This is a genomic window from Chitinophaga dinghuensis (assembly GCF_003259435.1).
Lineage (GTDB): Bacteria > Bacteroidota > Bacteroidia > Chitinophagales > Chitinophagaceae > Chitinophaga > Chitinophaga dinghuensis.
On sequence record NZ_QLMA01000010.1, the window covers coordinates 152,362 to 168,130 of the forward strand.

A 15,769-nucleotide genomic window follows, 5' to 3' on the forward strand; every position below is an offset into this window, starting at 1 on the left:
TTTCTTCAATACCGCCTGTTTTATCAGGAAGCGATAGGCCCTTTATAAGCGATATTCAGGTCTAACGGCGTCGGCTCTACGCCGGTCATCAGATTCCGGTGTCTGCGGCCCCAGGCACGGAGAAAATCCCATACCGGTTGCAGTTCCATTGCGCTCTCTGTAAGGTGATATTCCACTCTCACCGGCACTTCCGGATATACGGTGCGGATCACAAGTCCATCTTCTTCCATTTCCCGGAGATGCAAGGTTAGCATACGATCAGATACTTCTCCGATCAGCTCTTTCAGGTTACTGAAACGCAGCGGCCCCTTTTTAAGATGATAGAAAACAGCGAGCTTCCATCTGGTACCAATCATATTCATAGCGTAAGTTTCTGTACACTGCGCCATGATCTTTTCCTTATTGATATTATTGGTAGAGTTTTTCTTAGTCTTTCCCATACTTACATTATTGTTAGTTCCTCACAATCCTTTGCTGTATTGGATTCCTGGGTTATCGGGTTCTATCTTTGCTATACAAATTTAAAAAACTATACGCAATGAAAACGATAATTTCTACCCTGCTGCTGGCAGGTCTCACTTATACTACTACAGCCCAGGTTAAACCCGTGGTTGCCAATCAACTGGAACATCAGATAGATCAATTTGCAACCAGAAAAATTTCCACTGGCGAAATTACCGGTACTACCATTTTAGTGTTGAAAGATGGCAAACCGATTTATAATAAATCATTTGGTTATGCAGACACGGATACTAAAAAACCTATGCAAAATGATAATATCTTCCGGGTGGCCTCTTTTACCAAAGCAGTTACGAGTGTTGCAGCCCTCATGCTACTGGAAGAAGGACGATTCCGGTTAGATGAACCCGTGTCTAAATACATACCTGCATTTGCCCAAACAAAAGTCCTGGATACTTTTAATGCCGCCGATAGCAGCTATACCACCAAACCACTGGCACGTCCTATCACGATCCGGGATATCATGACACATACTTCCGGTATTGAATATGGCGCCATCTCCTACGATCCCCGCATCCATGCGATCTTTAGTAAAGCCGGACTCACAGTGGCAATCGGCACACATGGTAGCCTGGAAGACTTCATTAACAAGTTGGCTGCCGCTCCTCTGATACATCAGCCCGGGGAAGCATTTACCTATGGATTAAATGTAGACGTATTAGGCCGACTTGTGGAGATATGGAGTGGTCAAACCCTGGAGCAATTCTTTCAACAACGTATATTCACGCCATTAGGCATGAAGGATACTTATTTCCATCTGCCAGCATCCAAAGCCAATCGCCTTGTAACCTTACAGGAAAAAGGCAGCCATGGACTGCAAAAAATCACACATCCCATTTTTGAATCCACCGATCCTATGTACCCACTGGATACGACCACTTTCTTTTCTGGTGGCGGCGGACTCAGTTCTACTGCGGCAGATTATGCCCGTTTCCTGCTAATGTTGCAGGAAGGCGGTACTGTCAATGGTCATCATTTCTTAAGTCCGGCTACGATTGCACTCTTCACCAGCAATCAGTTAATGGGAAATGCCAATAGCGATGCCTTCCAATTCGGTTTAGGCGTTGCCGTTATTAGTCCCCGTAATAAACATATGTTACCGATCAGTGTAGGATCATTCTATTGGTGTGGTGCATTCAACACGCATTACTGGGTAGATCCAGCCAAAAAAATTATTGGAATTATACTTACACAGGAGCATCTGCCGGAAGATTTCTTTGGACTGGGACAAAACCTGCAGCACATGGTTTACGGAGCACTTTAACTTAACTTAGTAGTGTAAACTAACACTATGTCTATTCCCATCAAGATACTGGCCATCTCTGGCAGCACACGGAAACAATCGTCCAATCATTTGTTAATCAAAGCATTGGCAGCATTATATAAAGAAAGGGTAACAATAGATCTTTATGAAGGATTAACGGAATTACCACATTTCAATCCTGATCTGGATATGGATCATCGTCTTGCTCCGGCTCCTGTTGCGGATTTCAGGGCAAAGATCCGGGCGGCAGATGCAGTATTGATTTGTACGCCTGAGTATGCGATAGGCGTACCTGGGACTCTTAAAAATGCGATCGACTGGACCGTTTCCAGTATGGAGTTTTCCAAAAAGCCGGTGGCACTAATTACAGCAGGCACTTCCGGTTATCATGCTCATAAATCTTTGTTAGGCACCTTACTGATTATTGAGTCAAGAATAAGTGAAGATATGCAGCTGGTCATTCCTGCCGTGAAAACAAAGATTAATAATGAACCAGTTATCACACATATGGAAACATTGTTACGTTTGGAACAGCTGATGACCGCTTTAATTACGGCAGTTCACGCTGGTGAAGATGCAGAAGGATTTCTCACTCCGCCCCCTATGAACATGGCCTAACACGTAAATGCCATTTTGGGTTTGATAGTGCTGCAATTAGAATAAATCCTATTTCTTTGCCGCATATATCTGCCCCATTTGTCCCTTTACCGAATAATAGTTTTAAGAAAAACGGCTGTCTCTATTGGATAGAGACAGCCGTCCGTTTTTTAGGGCTTACGATCAATGGTATGAGGAAAATAGGGTATTCAAAGTATTATTGTGCTCTCTCTCTGTAAGTCACGCTGACAATCTTACCAAAGCCGCTGTATTCATCTTTACGTACCAGTACGGCCTGATCTGTCTGGAATGACTTAGAATAATAGAAATTCAGTTTTCCTGTATGATCCGGATCAGCAGGATCGTAGGTAGCAACTCCCAACCAGTTGGCCATGTACGGTTCCAGATTGGTAGTATTGGTACCCGATGTAGGATCGCCGTTATATCTTTTTGCGTAAGTAGTAAATGTATGTTGATCCATCCAGCTGATTTTCCTGGACCCTACGTCCAGTAATAAATAGCAGCCTGCGAAATCCTTATGAACAGCATATACTTTACTATCAGTTGCATAGTAGAGGGTACCGTAGTTTTTATCCAATGCGAAATACTTCGCATTTTTAATATCCGGGAAATCCAGTTTCATTTTTGCAGTCTGTGAAACGGCACTTCTCACATCAAATACCAGTAACCACATATCGCCGGCAGGATCTTTCATCACTGCAAACGTATTCAGCAGTGTACCCATGGTTTTCATCCAAACAAGATCCATTCCTACATTATTGAAATCAAATAAAGGAGTGGTCGGATTTGTCAATGCTACGCATACCCCGCTGGAAGCGAGTCGCACAAATCGTTTCAGGTCCATGTCGTACAAGGCAGCATAATCGTTTGCAACACCGTTCACTGCTCTGCCAATGAATGGGGCTGCACGGAAATCATTACCACCAGACATGTGGTTGGCTTTTGCATTAATGAAATAGTTCAGCGGTCCACGTTGATAAAAATTTCCTTTTCCGTCGTATACATGTATATAGCTAGTATTCGCAGGAATTTCGCCAGCGCCTACAAATGCGGGTGCGAATGTGGCACTATCTTCCGGCGGAAGGAGGAATTCGTACCAGGTATTCCATGCGCGTTGTGTTATCAATGCATCGCTGCGTAATTTCCAGGAGCCTTTATCAGTAGAGAGGTAAATAAAATCTTTCGCACCGGCCATCTGGTTCCCTTTGGCATCTACCCAAGCCGGCGATGGGATAGTATTATAGTTACTGGTTGGGTAATAACAGATTTTCCTGGGTCCTTTCAGCGGCTTTGGCAGATCAGGAGAACCGCTGAGGATATCCGAAGTAAACAAAGCAGTACCATTGATATAATTGATCATATCCAGTCTGGCATTACCACTGATATCACTTAGTACCAGCCAGCCTTCATAAGTACTGGATGCCACCGTCACTTTATTCATGTGACGCATGTAAACCTGTTTGGTTTTCTTGTCTCTAATTTCAAAATAGAGCCCGTAAACGCCTGCCCCTACTACTACCTTTGCATTCAGTTTGAAAGTGGTAGCCAGTTGCTGGTATTCCATGCTCACTGCGCTGCTATCGGGCGTTCCCAATACCCAGCGATAGCCGAACCTGGCAGTATCGTCTGTAGGAATGTTTTCTATGGTGGAAATCACCCTTGGAGTAAGACGGATGGTATCATACTGATAGACTGTCATTCCATAGGGGAAAGTATCGATTTTCAGTTCATTTACCGGAGAATACGAATAATTCCCCAGGTCCTTATAACAGCCACTGGTAAGGAAACCAGCCAGAAGCAGTAAGGCAGCGAATATATTTATAAAGCGATTCATGTTGTTTATTTTTGATTAATCACACAAAGTACCACCTGCCATAGAGGATTTCATTGGGAAGGTCTGACCGGTGGTCAGGCTGACATCCATAACAGGCGTTCCTGCTTTTCTTGCTTTGGCGAGTCCGCAGTTATATGCCTGGCTATAGCTTCCCACAATGGAAAGGTTAGGTTGATTTTGCAGGAGGAAAGACAAAGGAATCATCAGGCTCTCCGTAAGGAATTTCATTTTAGTTGGAGAATATTCCTCGAAATAATAAGACCCGATACTGTTACCGCCCACCCACCAGGTTGGCTGCGGGATGTTGTCTGTGATAGAGTAGGTTCGCTGCAGACAAGTTTTTAATTTCTTGGGACTGGAAGCCACCAATTCTCCTTTATAATCTGTAGAGAGTTGATCGGTAACGCCCAGATTCAGCGTAACGAAATATTTATTGGTGGCCAGAGACGGATCACGGAGAATCTTCATGGGAATACTGGCAGAAGATTTACCATGCCGAATGATACAGGTGGCTGGATCAAAACTCACAATACCTGCTGGCACTGTACTAGACGGATCAACCGTCAGGTTCACTTTCCGGTCAACAGAGCTCGTGTCTCCCATAACCGATACCGTTACCAGTACATACATTTCCTTTGGTCCATTACCGAAGAAACCAAAATTGGTCACGAGTGTATCTACCGCCACTGTATCTTTTGCGTTATTAGAGAAATCGCCATACACGATGGAACCTTTCTCATCCGCCACTCCTGCAGAATATTTATCCGGAGACACCGGAAAGTATACATTGCTACGGGCAGTGAATTGCATCAATCCTGACTTCTTGCAGGAAAATAACAGGACACCTGTTATCAGAAATATAAAGAGAGCTAATTTTTTCATGTTTCATCAGGGATTAGGTAAATGAATCTGGCGTTCTGCATCTGGAAGTGGCACTACATATTTGGCCTTCGTCATAGATATCATGGTGCCCGGAGCCGCCAGTCCATCCTGAATATTCGCTGCGTTAATACGTTTATAGTAATAAAACATCTGGCCTTCTCCATAGAATTCGCGGCGGTATTCTTTGGTTATTTCTCCAGTGAAGTCGTTGGTAGACACGATCAGATCCGCCCCTCTGGCTGCTTTCAATTTATTGAGATATTGAAGTTGAGTAGGTCTGTCTGGCGCCGCTTCTGCTGCAATCAGGTAACATTCCGCCACCCTCATAATCGGTATACGCACGTTGGTATTACCCAGATTGTTAAGAACCGGAGAATACTTATAAAATACTTTCTCCGTTCTGGACCCATCTGATGGCAGATTCCAACGGAAAGGAGAAATACGCAGGTCTGCATTTTGATTAAAGATGCTGGTTAATGCATCTCCTCTTGGCATCAGAATATTATTTTCAAACAGTGTTGTAGCAAACAGTTTGTTATAGGTATCTTCCAGTTTGTAATTCTCTAACTGAAAGAGACAATCCTTTGTGAGCGCCGGATCGGAAGGAACAGAACCTATTGTATTAAAAGGAAAATAAGCGGCAGGCGCATTCAGCACATCTTGTACGGCGGCCAGTGCATTCACTTTATCCAATCTGTACAAGTACATTCTTGCCTGCAAAGCTTTCACCGCATAATAATTCAGTCTGTACTTTCGATAGGATGTGAAGTTGGAAGAACTATCTCCACCAGGACCATATTTCAGTACCGGATCATTTGCCAGTAATGATGCAGCCAGACTAATATCCCGTTGCAGACTATCCATCAGGTCATTGCCTTTTACATAAGGTCTTGCCATTGGTGAACGATAGCTGTAATAGGGAATAGACATGGTGGCCGAGTCAGTGGTAGCATAGATCGGACCGAAAAGACGCATCAGATCGAAGTGCAGGAATGTACGCAAAGCCAGGGCCTCACCTTTTACCAGGTTGTAGTTGTTATTGGTAAATACATTCTTTGCTTTGTCGATATTATCCAGGATCAGATTGAGATTCGCGATGCTGGAATAGGCATTGGACCAGTAATCAGCAAAATACCCCTTCGTTTTATCATCGGTATAGGTGTATCTCGACATATTGTTATACGGCGAGCCACCAGTGGCGTTATATAGTTGTCCCAATACATCCGGGATCAACATGTGCATTTTACCGCCGTACATATCATAAGAAGACATGTTCAGATAGACGCCGTTGAGTTGCGTCATGAAACCGGATTCTTTAGTGAAGGCTTCATCTTTCAGAATCTTGTCTTCCGGTCTTACATCCAGATATTTCTTACAAGCAGTCATTGTCAGCAATGCGCCTGCCAGTAAGGAAAAATATATAATAGCTTTCTTCATGTGCAATAGTTGATATTTTTAAAATGCAGCCATTAACTTAAAGGAGCAGGATCTTGCATATGGATACTCAATACCTCTTTCTCTGCGCAGATTGGTCAGGTAGAAAAAGTCGTTCATATATCCAGAAATAGAGAGTGATTGCAGACCCAGTTTTTTAATAAACTTATTGGCGTAGAAATCATAAGACAGGGAGATGGATTCTCCTGCAAAGCTGCTCTCTTCCTGGATAAAGCGGCTGGACATACTAATATCTTTTGTAGAAGTACCGTATCTGAGATCCGGGATATTGGTAAATTCCGCTTTATCGCCTGGCGTTTTCCAACGATTATAGAGGGCACGTTTATCCAGGTTTTCTCCCATTACTTGTTGACGTGTTAAGTTCTCTACTTTATTAAAGAGGGCGCTATTGAACTGATAGGATTTCCATTTATATCGCATAATGGAGTTCAGGCTGAACCCTTTATACTGAACGGAAACGCCCACGGTTCCCTGCATTTTAGGATAAGTGTTACCTACATTCACCACATTTACCACATCATAGTTATAGGTAAGATTACCATTTTTATCCAGGTATAATTCTCTTCCATTTGCCGGATCAACGCCCATGGAACGTACAGCCCATAAGTCGTTCGGATGACCGCCATCCATGTACCGCTCCAGATTCTGGGCTACATTGGTGTAGTCGTGGTAGCTGTCTTTATTATTGCTATTGATTAATCCTGCATTGTTCTTGTTTAATTGATCGAGGATGTTTCCGAGTCCGCCGTAAGTAGTCGTTTCTTTCTTCGTAGAAGCGCTGAGGCGTACATAAAAGCGTTCTTTTACATTACTCAGCACAGTGGCGCTTATGGCGATATCATAGCCTTTCACACGGGAGTGGCCGATATTATACATAATGGTGCTGGAACCGGTAGATGGCGCATTATCAATGCTGATAATCATCGGATCTGTCAGGTTATTATAGATGTTTGCATTGATGGAGATGCGTTCATCCAGTAATCTGGCATCCACGCCTACTGTTTTCATCAATGTTTTCTGCCATGCCAGTTCTGAATTTCCCCATGCGAATACGTTGGTACCGAGGCCGAAAGAGTTCACTACGCCACGATTGTATGCCATGGTGGTGAAGGAGTTGTAGGAACTGAAATTCTGATTACCTGGATTACCGATGCTTCCACGCAGTTTCAGGAAGTTCACCCATGCGATATTTTTAAAGAAGGATTCATTGTGCAGGTTCCAGGAAAGACCTAAAGTCCAGGTATTGGTGTGATTCACACTGCTACCAAAGATAGAAGATCCGTCTTTACGATAAATAGCATCTATCATGTATCGACGTTTGTAACCATAGTAACCATTCAGGAAGAAGCTTGCGGAACGATTCACAGATTTACCATAGTCGGGAAGTCCGGCAGTAGGGTAGCCCGAAGCAAAGCCTGGATAGATCTTATCTACAGCGGGGAACCCAGTAGCTGAGTAGCCATCAGAAGTCATGCTGTTGGAAGACACGTTGAAACCAGGAACCAGGTTGAGTTCATGGGTATTATGCCATATCTTACCATAGCTAGCCTGCAGGTATGCCTCATAGGATAATCCGCGGTCAGTACTGTTCTTATACAATCCTTTCTGGGATACGTCTTTTTTGTCGAAATCCTTCATTAGCGGAGAACGATAGATTTCATGCTGCTGATTACTATAGGTGATAGATGCACGGCCGTCCACGCGGAAGTGATCATTGAATTGATAAAAAGCGCTGATATTATTGCGGAGATTCACATTCTTTGTTCTGTCCATTTTAGGCAGATTCATCTGGTAGATAGGGTTGTACACCAGAATTGTATCTCCCACATATGGATTGAGGCCATAATCCAGGTATTTATCGTTGGAAGGCTTATAGTATGGAACTGCCTTTACCCAGTCGCTGAAGCTACCATAGGGCGAATCATCCGCCGTAAAGGTGGTTAAAGTAGTTCTGTTGGTAAAGGAGAACTTACCTGGTCTGTAGATCAGGTCCAGGTTGCCGGAGGCTGTGTTTCTGTTGGAGCCTTTCATCACGCCTGGTAAGGTGGAATATCTTCCGCCTACAGCGTATCTGAATTTGGTGTCGCCACCATCTGCCTGCAGGGAGTAGCTGTTGGCCAGTGTGGTAGGACGGATGGGATATCCCATCCAGTAAGTATTTACGCCACTGAGTACATTATTCAGGTTCCTGTTATAGCGTTCATTCATCACATTCCAGATGGTAGTACTGGAAGCGTCTTTAGGATTGTAAACGTTGCTCAGTCGTTCGAATTCCAGTTTCTCTGCAGCGTTCATCATGTTGTAATCACGCAGATCTGCAAAGTAGAAGGTATTATCGTATACAGCGGAGAGGTTCATTTTGCCGGCGCGGGGTAATTTTGTGTCGATGACAATTACACCGTTGGCGCCTTTGGAACCGTAGATAGCGGTGGAGCTGGCGTCTTTCAAGATAGTAACATTCGCTACCCTGTTCATATCCAGGGCCATTACATTTTCGATGGAGCTTTCGAAACCATCGATGATAAATAGTGGCTGGTTAGGATCGCGTGCGAATTTGTCGACCGTACCAATGATGCTGGTTTTACCACGAATGGACATATTCGGCATTACGTTCGGGTTACTACCCGCGATGTTATTATCCAGGAGAATGAAGGCTGGGTCCAGGGAACGGAGACTTTGAATAACGTTTTGGTTACTCACGGTGCGTAGCTGATCTCCGGAGTAAACCGCCGCATCCCCAGTGAAGGATTCTTTCTTTCTGGAGAAGATACCTGTAGTGATCATCACCTCGTTCATGTTTTGCACTTTCTTTGCGAGCGTGATGTTGATTTGTCCGCGGCCATTTACCGGAATTTCATGGGTTTGGAAACCCATCATGCTGAAAACCAGTATTGCCCTTGGATCTACGTTGGTAATAGTATAAGTACCGTCGCCGTTGGTAGCGGCGCCTTTGCCGGTACCTTTTACGGTTACGGTTACGCCAGCAAGCGGTTCTTTGCCATCGTCTGTAACTTTACCTGTAACAGTGATCTGTTGTTGTTGATCGTCTGCGACTTTGTTTTCTGTCGCACGTGTGCGAATAAAAACTGACTTGTCTGTTTCAGCCAGATCGAACGTCAGTGGTTGATTGGCCAAACAGGTTCTCATAGCCTCTTTCAGAGAGGCATTGTGCAAGTCAACATCTACCGGTTGCAGGCTTCGTACCACCTGCTGATCCCAAAAGAAGGCGTATCCGGTTTGTTTTCCAATTGTGCTGAATACTTTTTCCAGCGGCATCTTACGCGCACGTAGGTTCACTGTTTGCGCATAGCTGCTGGCACTCACCTGCATAACGGTGGCCAGCAGCAGTGTGACAGTCATCTTCATAACCGACAACATTTTGGTTGGCGAAAAATTCATGTAGTTGGTTTTTGATTTTTACGATTTAGTATGGCATAAATATGCCCTGCTACGCTTTCCATTCAAAAGCGCGGCGTATAATGGTTGATTGGTTTTGTAAGCTGTTTGTCTATATTATGGCATGACTACTATGGTCCGACCTTCTTGTTTTACATTAATACCATTCTTTCTCATAAATGCAAGAAGTGTTGATAATTGTGTGTTTCGACTCAATAATCCTCCAAATTGGCGATCAGGTATTTCTCCCTGGTAGACGACTTCTACATCATACCATCTTTCTACCTGTCGCATTAATCCTTTAAAGCTGGCTGTATTTAAGGCCAGCATGCCATTTCTCCAGGCAGTGACCTGGTCCAGATCTGCTTCTGCTACATACAGACTTTGTTGATCCGCAACGGCCATTTGTCCTGGTCTGATTATACGTTCACTACCGGCGGCTTTCACCATAATTTTTCCATCTACCAGGGCTGCCTGGAGATTAGGTTCATCGGCATAGGCCATGATGTTGAAACTAGTGCCCAGTACCTGAATTGTTGTATTACCGCAAACCACGCGGAAAGGCCGCTGTGGGTCTGGTTTTATATCAAAATAAGCTTCTCCTGAAAGGGTCACCACTCTTTCACTGTCATTGAATGTGGCAGGATACTTCAGGGAAGAAGCAGCGTTCAGCCAGATATGACTTCCATCTGCCAATTCCACCTGGAACTGTCCGCCCCGAGGGGTTGTCAGCGTATTATAGGTAGTAGCAGTGTGATTGTTCTTACTATATTTCAAAGCGCCTTCCTGCTGACGTACCGCAGAACTACCTTGTGCAATTTCACGGGTGGTACTGTCCAGCTGCACCTTAGAGCCATCAGCGAGGATAAGTATGGCCTTATTCGATCCCGGCATTATTTCTATAGGCGCTGATGCAGCAGGGCGACTATTTTGTTTCCACACCAAGCCTGCTGTTACCAACAGCAGTATTGCCGCCGCTGCCGCTACAGTATAGTATATGCTACGTATAGGTTTCACCGTATGCAATTCCTGTTCTGATTGTTGAATGCGGTGTAATATGCGTTCGTAGAGCTGCTGATCCGGCGTGATGGACACCTGGGCTGTATTTAGTGCATTCTCCAGGTATTGCATCATCCAGTCTCTGTCCGTACTACTGGCAGCGCGTATGGCTTCATTCAATACCAGTTGATTTTCCTGGCTGAGTGAACCGGCAACATGTTGATCCAGTAATCTGGTGATATGAGCTTTATCGAATGGCATACAGTAATAAGACGCAGGCAAGAAGGGAAAGCACTCCTTTTTCTAAAAATTTTTTTTCTATCGCTTAGCGGGAGTAGTAAAATACGATGAGTAGCACCAGCGGAATATCAATACCAGCATGTGTTTTCAGGTAATCTCTCACAAATTTGACGGCATCATATAATTGTTTTTTCACCCCAAATTTGGTGATGCCTAATGTATCGGCTATTTCATCCAACGACATTCCTTCGTCGTGACGCATAGCAAAAATTGATTTTTTGCGGGCGGGCAGTAGAGAGATTGCCTTTCTCGCAATGGCAGAATATTCCTGAAAATGCGTTTCTTCTTCTACATGGGAGAGTTGCTCCGGTTGCTGGAGCTGGAAATCAGCGATCGCCTGATCTCTCACTTGTTGGCGCCGGTATCTGTCGCGCAGACAATTGCGGGCCATCATATAAAGATATGCGGACATAGCGCTGACAGCAGGGAGTAATTCCTTGCGTAGCCATAGTTTAAAGAAAACATCTTGTATCACTTCATCTGTATCCTGTGCGGAAAATCCGGTGAAGGGATGAATAAACAGATAGAGTTTTGGTTGATACTGATTATAAAGCTCGGCAAAGGCTTTTTCCTCACCTTGCATCAAACGCTTATGTAAATCGTTATCCGTTGGCGGATCTACCATTCCATACTATTTCAATTGTTCGGGGCTAAAAATAGGAAATATGACTTAATAAAGCTATTGTTTTACCTGGAAAATAGATGGCGACTTCTGATCAACAAACGATTACGTCTTCTGCGAATAGAAAACACCTGCTGGTATTGTTCTGCAGCATTCCGGCTATTTGAATAAGCGTCCAAAATACGTGCAGGCGTCAGCAGCCCGGATAAAGTATTATCAGCCGGATTAAGCACTGGCAGGATATCCAGCTTATGTAAACTGATCAGGTCCACTGCATTACTCAATGGCGCATCCGGATATACAAATACGGAGGTATTGATGGCGCCTACTGGTTCCGGCATCGTTTCCATTATATCTGCCACTTTCAATCGTTGCAGGATATCCGGTTCGTAGCTATTAGGCGCTGCCACACCACGGCGTTCGATTTTTTCCGTCATGATAGAGCCTTTCATCAGGAAGAAAGACACAAAATAAGAAGCTGTACATGCACCCAGCAATGGTAATAAGCCATGCGGTTGCATAGTGGCTTCAAAAGCAAAGACCACCGCCGTCAGCAGCGCGCGTGCAGCGCCTGCAAACATCGCCGCCATACCGATCAGCGCGCAAACAGATAGATTAATATGGCTCTCCGGAAAGAAATGCAGGACGATTAAACCAAAGAGGACGCCTGATGCGCCACCTATCGTCATGAGTGGCGCGAGGGTTCCGCCGCTGGTACCGCTTCCAAGGGAAATAGACCAGGAGATATATTTCATAAAGCAGAGACCTAATACCATGGCCAGTGGAAGCTGCCCGCTCAGAAGAGAAGTAATATTATTATAGCCAACACCAAGGGTATAAGGCGCAAAATAACCGGTCACGCCAATCACAATGGCGCCGATGGCAGGCCACCACATCCAGTGAATGGGTAGTTTTTCAAAAAGATCTTCAATGAGGTAAATACTTTTCGACACGAATGCAGCAAGCACGCCGATGATAGCGCCTCCCAGCACATACCAGGCAAGGGCTTGCGCATCGGGCGCAGGAAAAGCCGGCATCGGAAATACAGGGCCACTCCCAAACATCAGGATATGCATGGCTGCACCTGTAGCGCAGGCTAACGCCACGGGAATAATAGTTCTGGGACTGAACTCAAACAACAGTAATTCAATCGCCAGTAATACCGCTGCTACCGGCGTTCCGAAGATCGCCGCCATACCAGCAGTGGCGCCGGCGGTCAACATAATTTTTCGCTCGTTGGGAGAGATATGCATGATTTGCCCGGCAAAGGAACCAAACGCGCCCCCTGTGGAAATAATCGGACCTTCTGCCCCAAAAGGACCACCTGTACCAATAGAGATAGCGGCTGATAATGGTTTCAAAATCGTAATGACTGGCTTAATGCGACTTTCATTCGTCAGTACCTGTTCCATTGCTTCCGGAATACCGTGACCGCGGATGGCGGCGGAACCGAGTCTCGCCATTACACCTATTATCAGCCCTCCTATTACAGGAATAATGATCACCCATAAGCCTAACTGATTATGGGCAGGACTGGCTTCTCCAAAGGAGAATTTGCCATAAAAAGATATATTCGTGATGAGGTTAATAAGTCCAACAAGTCCCTTCGCAATCACACCGATAATCACCGCATTGATGATCGCTTGCAGCGAGAGATAGAATAGTCTCCCTGAAACAGTCTTATCTCCAGTCATTTTCTTCTGATCATATGCAGATTTATCCAGGGAAGGTGCAATAAATACTGCCGGCTTCCTATTTTTGTGCTTCATTGGGAGGAAATTTCAAGCAAAAATATTGCCTTTGCAATATTTTTACAAACTAAAATTCAATTTTTAAGTTAATTTTTATTGCCAAAGCAATAATTATCATACATAACGCATGGAAAAACATAAACATTGCTTCCTTTGTCTGCATAGTTTACCTGAATGGCAAGGGGCGATTGGCACCAATGCTAAGATCCTGCATTTTAAAAAGGGTGCGGTGATCTTCCGGGAAACGGAAGATGTGAAAGGGTTTTACTTTATTCATAGTGGCAAAGTGAAGGTGCACAAAAAATGGGCAGATGATAATAAAGACCTTATCGTGAAATTTTCCGTTGCCGGCGACATCCTTGGACACAGGGGTTTGGGGGAAGCGCATCATTATCCTGTAACGGCTACTGCCATTGAGGATGTAGAAGCCTGTTTCATCACCTCGGAATTTTTCCATACCACTTTGCTTGTGAATCATGAACTGGCCTATAAAATGGTGCTGTTCTATGCCAACGAACTGCAAAAAGCAGAACAAGGAATGCGCGACATGGTACACATGAGCGCCAAAAGCAGAGTAGCAAATGCCTTATTAAAGATTAAACATCTCTTTGGCGCTACTAAAGAAGGGCAAATATTATCTACGCTGAGTCGGCAGGAAATCGCGTCATATGCAGGCACCACCTATGAGACGCTCTTTAAGATGCTGAATGAATGGGTAGACGAAGGGTTGGTATTCGTGTCTGGTAAAGAGATTACCATTCGTGATGAGAAAAGATTACGGAAGATGATAGACTAGCAAATTATATTTTTGCAAGATGAGATATATTAACACTGTAGGGCTGATAGCATTGGAAAACCGCAAATTATTACTGGCATTCAGTAGCAATAAAAAAGCCTGGTATCTGCCAGGAGGGAAAGTAGATCCCGGAGAAACCAATCTGGCAGCCATTATCAGAGAGATCAAGGAAGAGTTGAATCTGGATCTGACAGCGGGAGATTTACAGGAATATTATTATATCGAAGCTCCAGCCTTTGGGGAACAGCAGACCTTAATGAAACAGCATACTTATCTATGTCAACTGAAGACTACCCCTCAGCCAACCGCCGAAATAGCTGCAGTAAAGTTTTTCAGTCCGGTAGATTATGCACATGAAGAACACCAGGTACCAGGCGTTTTGAAGGCATTCCACCAATTAAAAGCCGATGGCCTGATTGATTAACCCTTTATACTTTCAGAAAAGAGTATTTTATTTCCGAAAGGATCGTGCACTGTTACGGAGATAGCATCCCAGGGTTCTACTTCAAGCCCTGGCCTGTTGTATTTGTAATTTTTGTCTAACAGTAACTGATGATATTCTTTCAGTCCGGTAGTTTCAACAAACACTTTCGCACCTGGGCAGCAGTCGCCATGATGTTCAGTAAGATGCAACACAATATCATCTTTGGAAACCTGCATGTATAGCGGGGTATTATCCTCATAACGATGCTCCCAATCTACCTGAAATCCCAGCCAGTCTTTATAAAACTCCATGGCCTTTGTCACATCGAAGATGCGCAGAACGGGAATTACTTTATTTGCCATTGTATGATATTTTACGGATAAAGATATTGTTTCAACAAATACAATATCGTTGTTATAAAGTTAGTAACATAAATATCATTGGGAGACAGCCAGCGCTCGGTACTGCATGGGGAATCGGAAAGTCGGGTAATGTCGTCTCCCTATGGTTGGCTAACAGTTATTATCGTTTTATTATGGAGCATATAAAACTACCTGCTCATTATCTTCATCATCTTCTTCAAGAATCAGTTGCCAGCCCAATTGCTTTGCAATATCCGTTAGTACCGGGAGATAAACATCCTGGTGATAACGTTTACTCGTAACAACAGATAATAAGGTACTGCTTTCACTGGTACTTTTGGGGCCAACGGCGAATCCGCCATCTCTCGCGTATACCACACTAATATTCAGCCATGGAAACGGCGATCTGTTTTCAAAAATGAGCGGCGACTTTTGTAGCAATACACCCGTTTCCAGTAACATCCGGACGATATTTTCTGTAGGATGGGATTTCGTATATTCGGCATCGTTACGAATTTCGTAGTAGCCATATAGATTACTCCACATA

Annotated in this window: 14 protein-coding genes; 4 read left to right on the plus strand and 10 right to left on the minus strand. The window is 44.3% G+C overall.

What is annotated here, in order from left to right:
* Positions 1 to 23: 23 nt before the first annotated feature.
* Positions 24 to 440 carry a winged helix-turn-helix transcriptional regulator gene (locus tag CLV59_RS25785; RefSeq protein WP_111594991.1) on the minus strand — a complete coding sequence of 139 codons (417 nt, stop codon included), beginning with the start codon at positions 438 to 440 and terminating at the stop codon, positions 24 to 26.
* Positions 441 to 538: 98 nt separating this feature from the next.
* Between CLV59_RS25785 and CLV59_RS25790 the strand changes: the two genes are divergently transcribed.
* Positions 539 to 1,783 carry a serine hydrolase domain-containing protein gene (locus CLV59_RS25790; protein ID WP_111594992.1) on the plus strand — a complete coding sequence of 415 codons (1,245 nt, stop codon included), beginning with the start codon at positions 539 to 541 and terminating at the stop codon, positions 1,781 to 1,783.
* A gap of 27 nt (positions 1,784 to 1,810) precedes the next feature.
* Positions 1,811 to 2,401 (plus strand): NADPH-dependent FMN reductase, encoded by a 591-nt coding sequence (locus tag CLV59_RS25795; RefSeq protein ID WP_111594993.1) that lies wholly within the window; start codon positions 1,811 to 1,813, stop codon positions 2,399 to 2,401.
* Between the two features lie 196 nt (positions 2,402 to 2,597).
* Here CLV59_RS25795 and CLV59_RS25800 read toward each other — a convergent pair whose 3' ends face one another.
* From CLV59_RS25800 to CLV59_RS25830, 7 genes are all read right to left on the minus strand, one after another.
* Positions 2,598 to 4,235: a PKD-like family lipoprotein gene (locus CLV59_RS25800; RefSeq protein ID WP_111594994.1), complete on the minus strand. Its 1,638-nt coding sequence runs from the start codon at positions 4,233 to 4,235 to the stop codon at positions 2,598 to 2,600.
* Between the two features lie 15 nt (positions 4,236 to 4,250).
* Complete coding sequence (locus CLV59_RS25805; protein WP_111594995.1) at positions 4,251 to 5,117, minus strand: DUF4843 domain-containing protein; 867 nt, start codon at positions 5,115 to 5,117, stop codon at positions 4,251 to 4,253.
* A 6-nt stretch (positions 5,118 to 5,123) separates the two neighbouring features.
* Positions 5,124 to 6,554: a RagB/SusD family nutrient uptake outer membrane protein gene (locus tag CLV59_RS25810; RefSeq protein ID WP_111594996.1), complete on the minus strand. Its 1,431-nt coding sequence runs from the start codon at positions 6,552 to 6,554 to the stop codon at positions 5,124 to 5,126.
* 18 nt (positions 6,555 to 6,572) lie between these two features.
* A complete protein-coding gene (locus CLV59_RS25815; protein WP_170137929.1) occupies positions 6,573 to 9,938 on the minus strand; it encodes a SusC/RagA family TonB-linked outer membrane protein in 3,366 nt (1,121 codons plus the stop codon).
* Positions 9,939 to 10,085: 147 nt separating this feature from the next.
* Complete coding sequence (locus CLV59_RS25820) at positions 10,086 to 11,228, minus strand: FecR family protein (RefSeq protein WP_111594998.1); 1,143 nt, start codon at positions 11,226 to 11,228, stop codon at positions 10,086 to 10,088.
* A gap of 64 nt (positions 11,229 to 11,292) precedes the next feature.
* A complete protein-coding gene (locus CLV59_RS25825) occupies positions 11,293 to 11,892 on the minus strand; it encodes an RNA polymerase sigma factor (protein WP_111594999.1) in 600 nt (199 codons plus the stop codon).
* Between the two features lie 62 nt (positions 11,893 to 11,954).
* The gene (locus tag CLV59_RS25830; RefSeq protein ID WP_111595000.1) at positions 11,955 to 13,658 is read right to left on the minus strand and encodes a chloride channel protein; all 1,704 of its coding nucleotides are present in this window, start codon (positions 13,656 to 13,658) and stop codon (positions 11,955 to 11,957) included.
* Positions 13,659 to 13,767: 109 nt separating this feature from the next.
* Here CLV59_RS25830 and CLV59_RS25835 point away from each other — a divergent pair, with 109 nt between their 5' ends.
* On the plus strand, positions 13,768 to 14,436 hold the full coding sequence (locus tag CLV59_RS25835; protein ID WP_111595001.1) for a Crp/Fnr family transcriptional regulator: 669 nt from the start codon (positions 13,768 to 13,770) through the stop codon (positions 14,434 to 14,436).
* 19 nt (positions 14,437 to 14,455) lie between these two features.
* Complete coding sequence (locus CLV59_RS25840) at positions 14,456 to 14,860, plus strand: NUDIX hydrolase (RefSeq protein WP_111595002.1); 405 nt, start codon at positions 14,456 to 14,458, stop codon at positions 14,858 to 14,860.
* On the opposite strand, the gene CLV59_RS25845 is transcribed toward CLV59_RS25840, so the two are convergent.
* Together CLV59_RS25845 and CLV59_RS25850 are read right to left on the minus strand one after the other, a co-directional pair.
* Complete coding sequence (locus CLV59_RS25845; RefSeq protein WP_111595003.1) at positions 14,857 to 15,222, minus strand: glyoxalase superfamily protein; 366 nt, start codon at positions 15,220 to 15,222, stop codon at positions 14,857 to 14,859. The two genes, CLV59_RS25840 and CLV59_RS25845, sit on opposite strands and share 4 nt — an antisense overlap.
* A gap of 171 nt (positions 15,223 to 15,393) precedes the next feature.
* On the minus strand, positions 15,394 to 15,768 hold the full coding sequence (locus CLV59_RS25850) for a hypothetical protein (protein ID WP_111595004.1): 375 nt from the start codon (positions 15,766 to 15,768) through the stop codon (positions 15,394 to 15,396).
* Position 15,769 lies beyond the last annotated feature (1 nt).

Coding starts and splice junctions, on each gene's coding strand:
- CLV59_RS25795 (WP_111594993.1), top strand. CDS start 1,811: ATGTCTATTCCCATCAAGATACTGGCCATCTCTGGCAGCACACGGAAA.
- CLV59_RS25810 (WP_111594996.1), bottom strand. CDS start 6,554: ATGAAGAAAGCTATTATATATTTTTCCTTACTGGCAGGCGCATTGCTG.
- CLV59_RS25830 (WP_111595000.1), bottom strand. CDS start 13,658: ATGAAGCACAAAAATAGGAAGCCGGCAGTATTTATTGCACCTTCCCTG.
- CLV59_RS25815 (WP_170137929.1), bottom strand. CDS start 9,938: ATGAAGATGACTGTCACACTGCTGCTGGCCACCGTTATGCAGGTGAGT.
- CLV59_RS25850 (WP_111595004.1), bottom strand. CDS start 15,768: ATGTGGAGTAATCTATATGGCTACTACGAAATTCGTAACGATGCCGAA.
- CLV59_RS25840 (WP_111595002.1), top strand. CDS start 14,456: ATGAGATATATTAACACTGTAGGGCTGATAGCATTGGAAAACCGCAAA.
- CLV59_RS25845 (WP_111595003.1), bottom strand. CDS start 15,222: ATGGCAAATAAAGTAATTCCCGTTCTGCGCATCTTCGATGTGACAAAG.
- CLV59_RS25825 (WP_111594999.1), bottom strand. CDS start 11,892: ATGGTAGATCCGCCAACGGATAACGATTTACATAAGCGTTTGATGCAA.
- CLV59_RS25820 (WP_111594998.1), bottom strand. CDS start 11,228: ATGCCATTCGATAAAGCTCATATCACCAGATTACTGGATCAACATGTT.
- CLV59_RS25800 (WP_111594994.1), bottom strand. CDS start 4,235: ATGAATCGCTTTATAAATATATTCGCTGCCTTACTGCTTCTGGCTGGT.
- CLV59_RS25805 (WP_111594995.1), bottom strand. CDS start 5,117: ATGAAAAAATTAGCTCTCTTTATATTTCTGATAACAGGTGTCCTGTTA.
- CLV59_RS25835 (WP_111595001.1), top strand. CDS start 13,768: ATGGAAAAACATAAACATTGCTTCCTTTGTCTGCATAGTTTACCTGAA.
- CLV59_RS25785 (WP_111594991.1), bottom strand. CDS start 440: ATGGGAAAGACTAAGAAAAACTCTACCAATAATATCAATAAGGAAAAG.
- CLV59_RS25790 (WP_111594992.1), top strand. CDS start 539: ATGAAAACGATAATTTCTACCCTGCTGCTGGCAGGTCTCACTTATACT.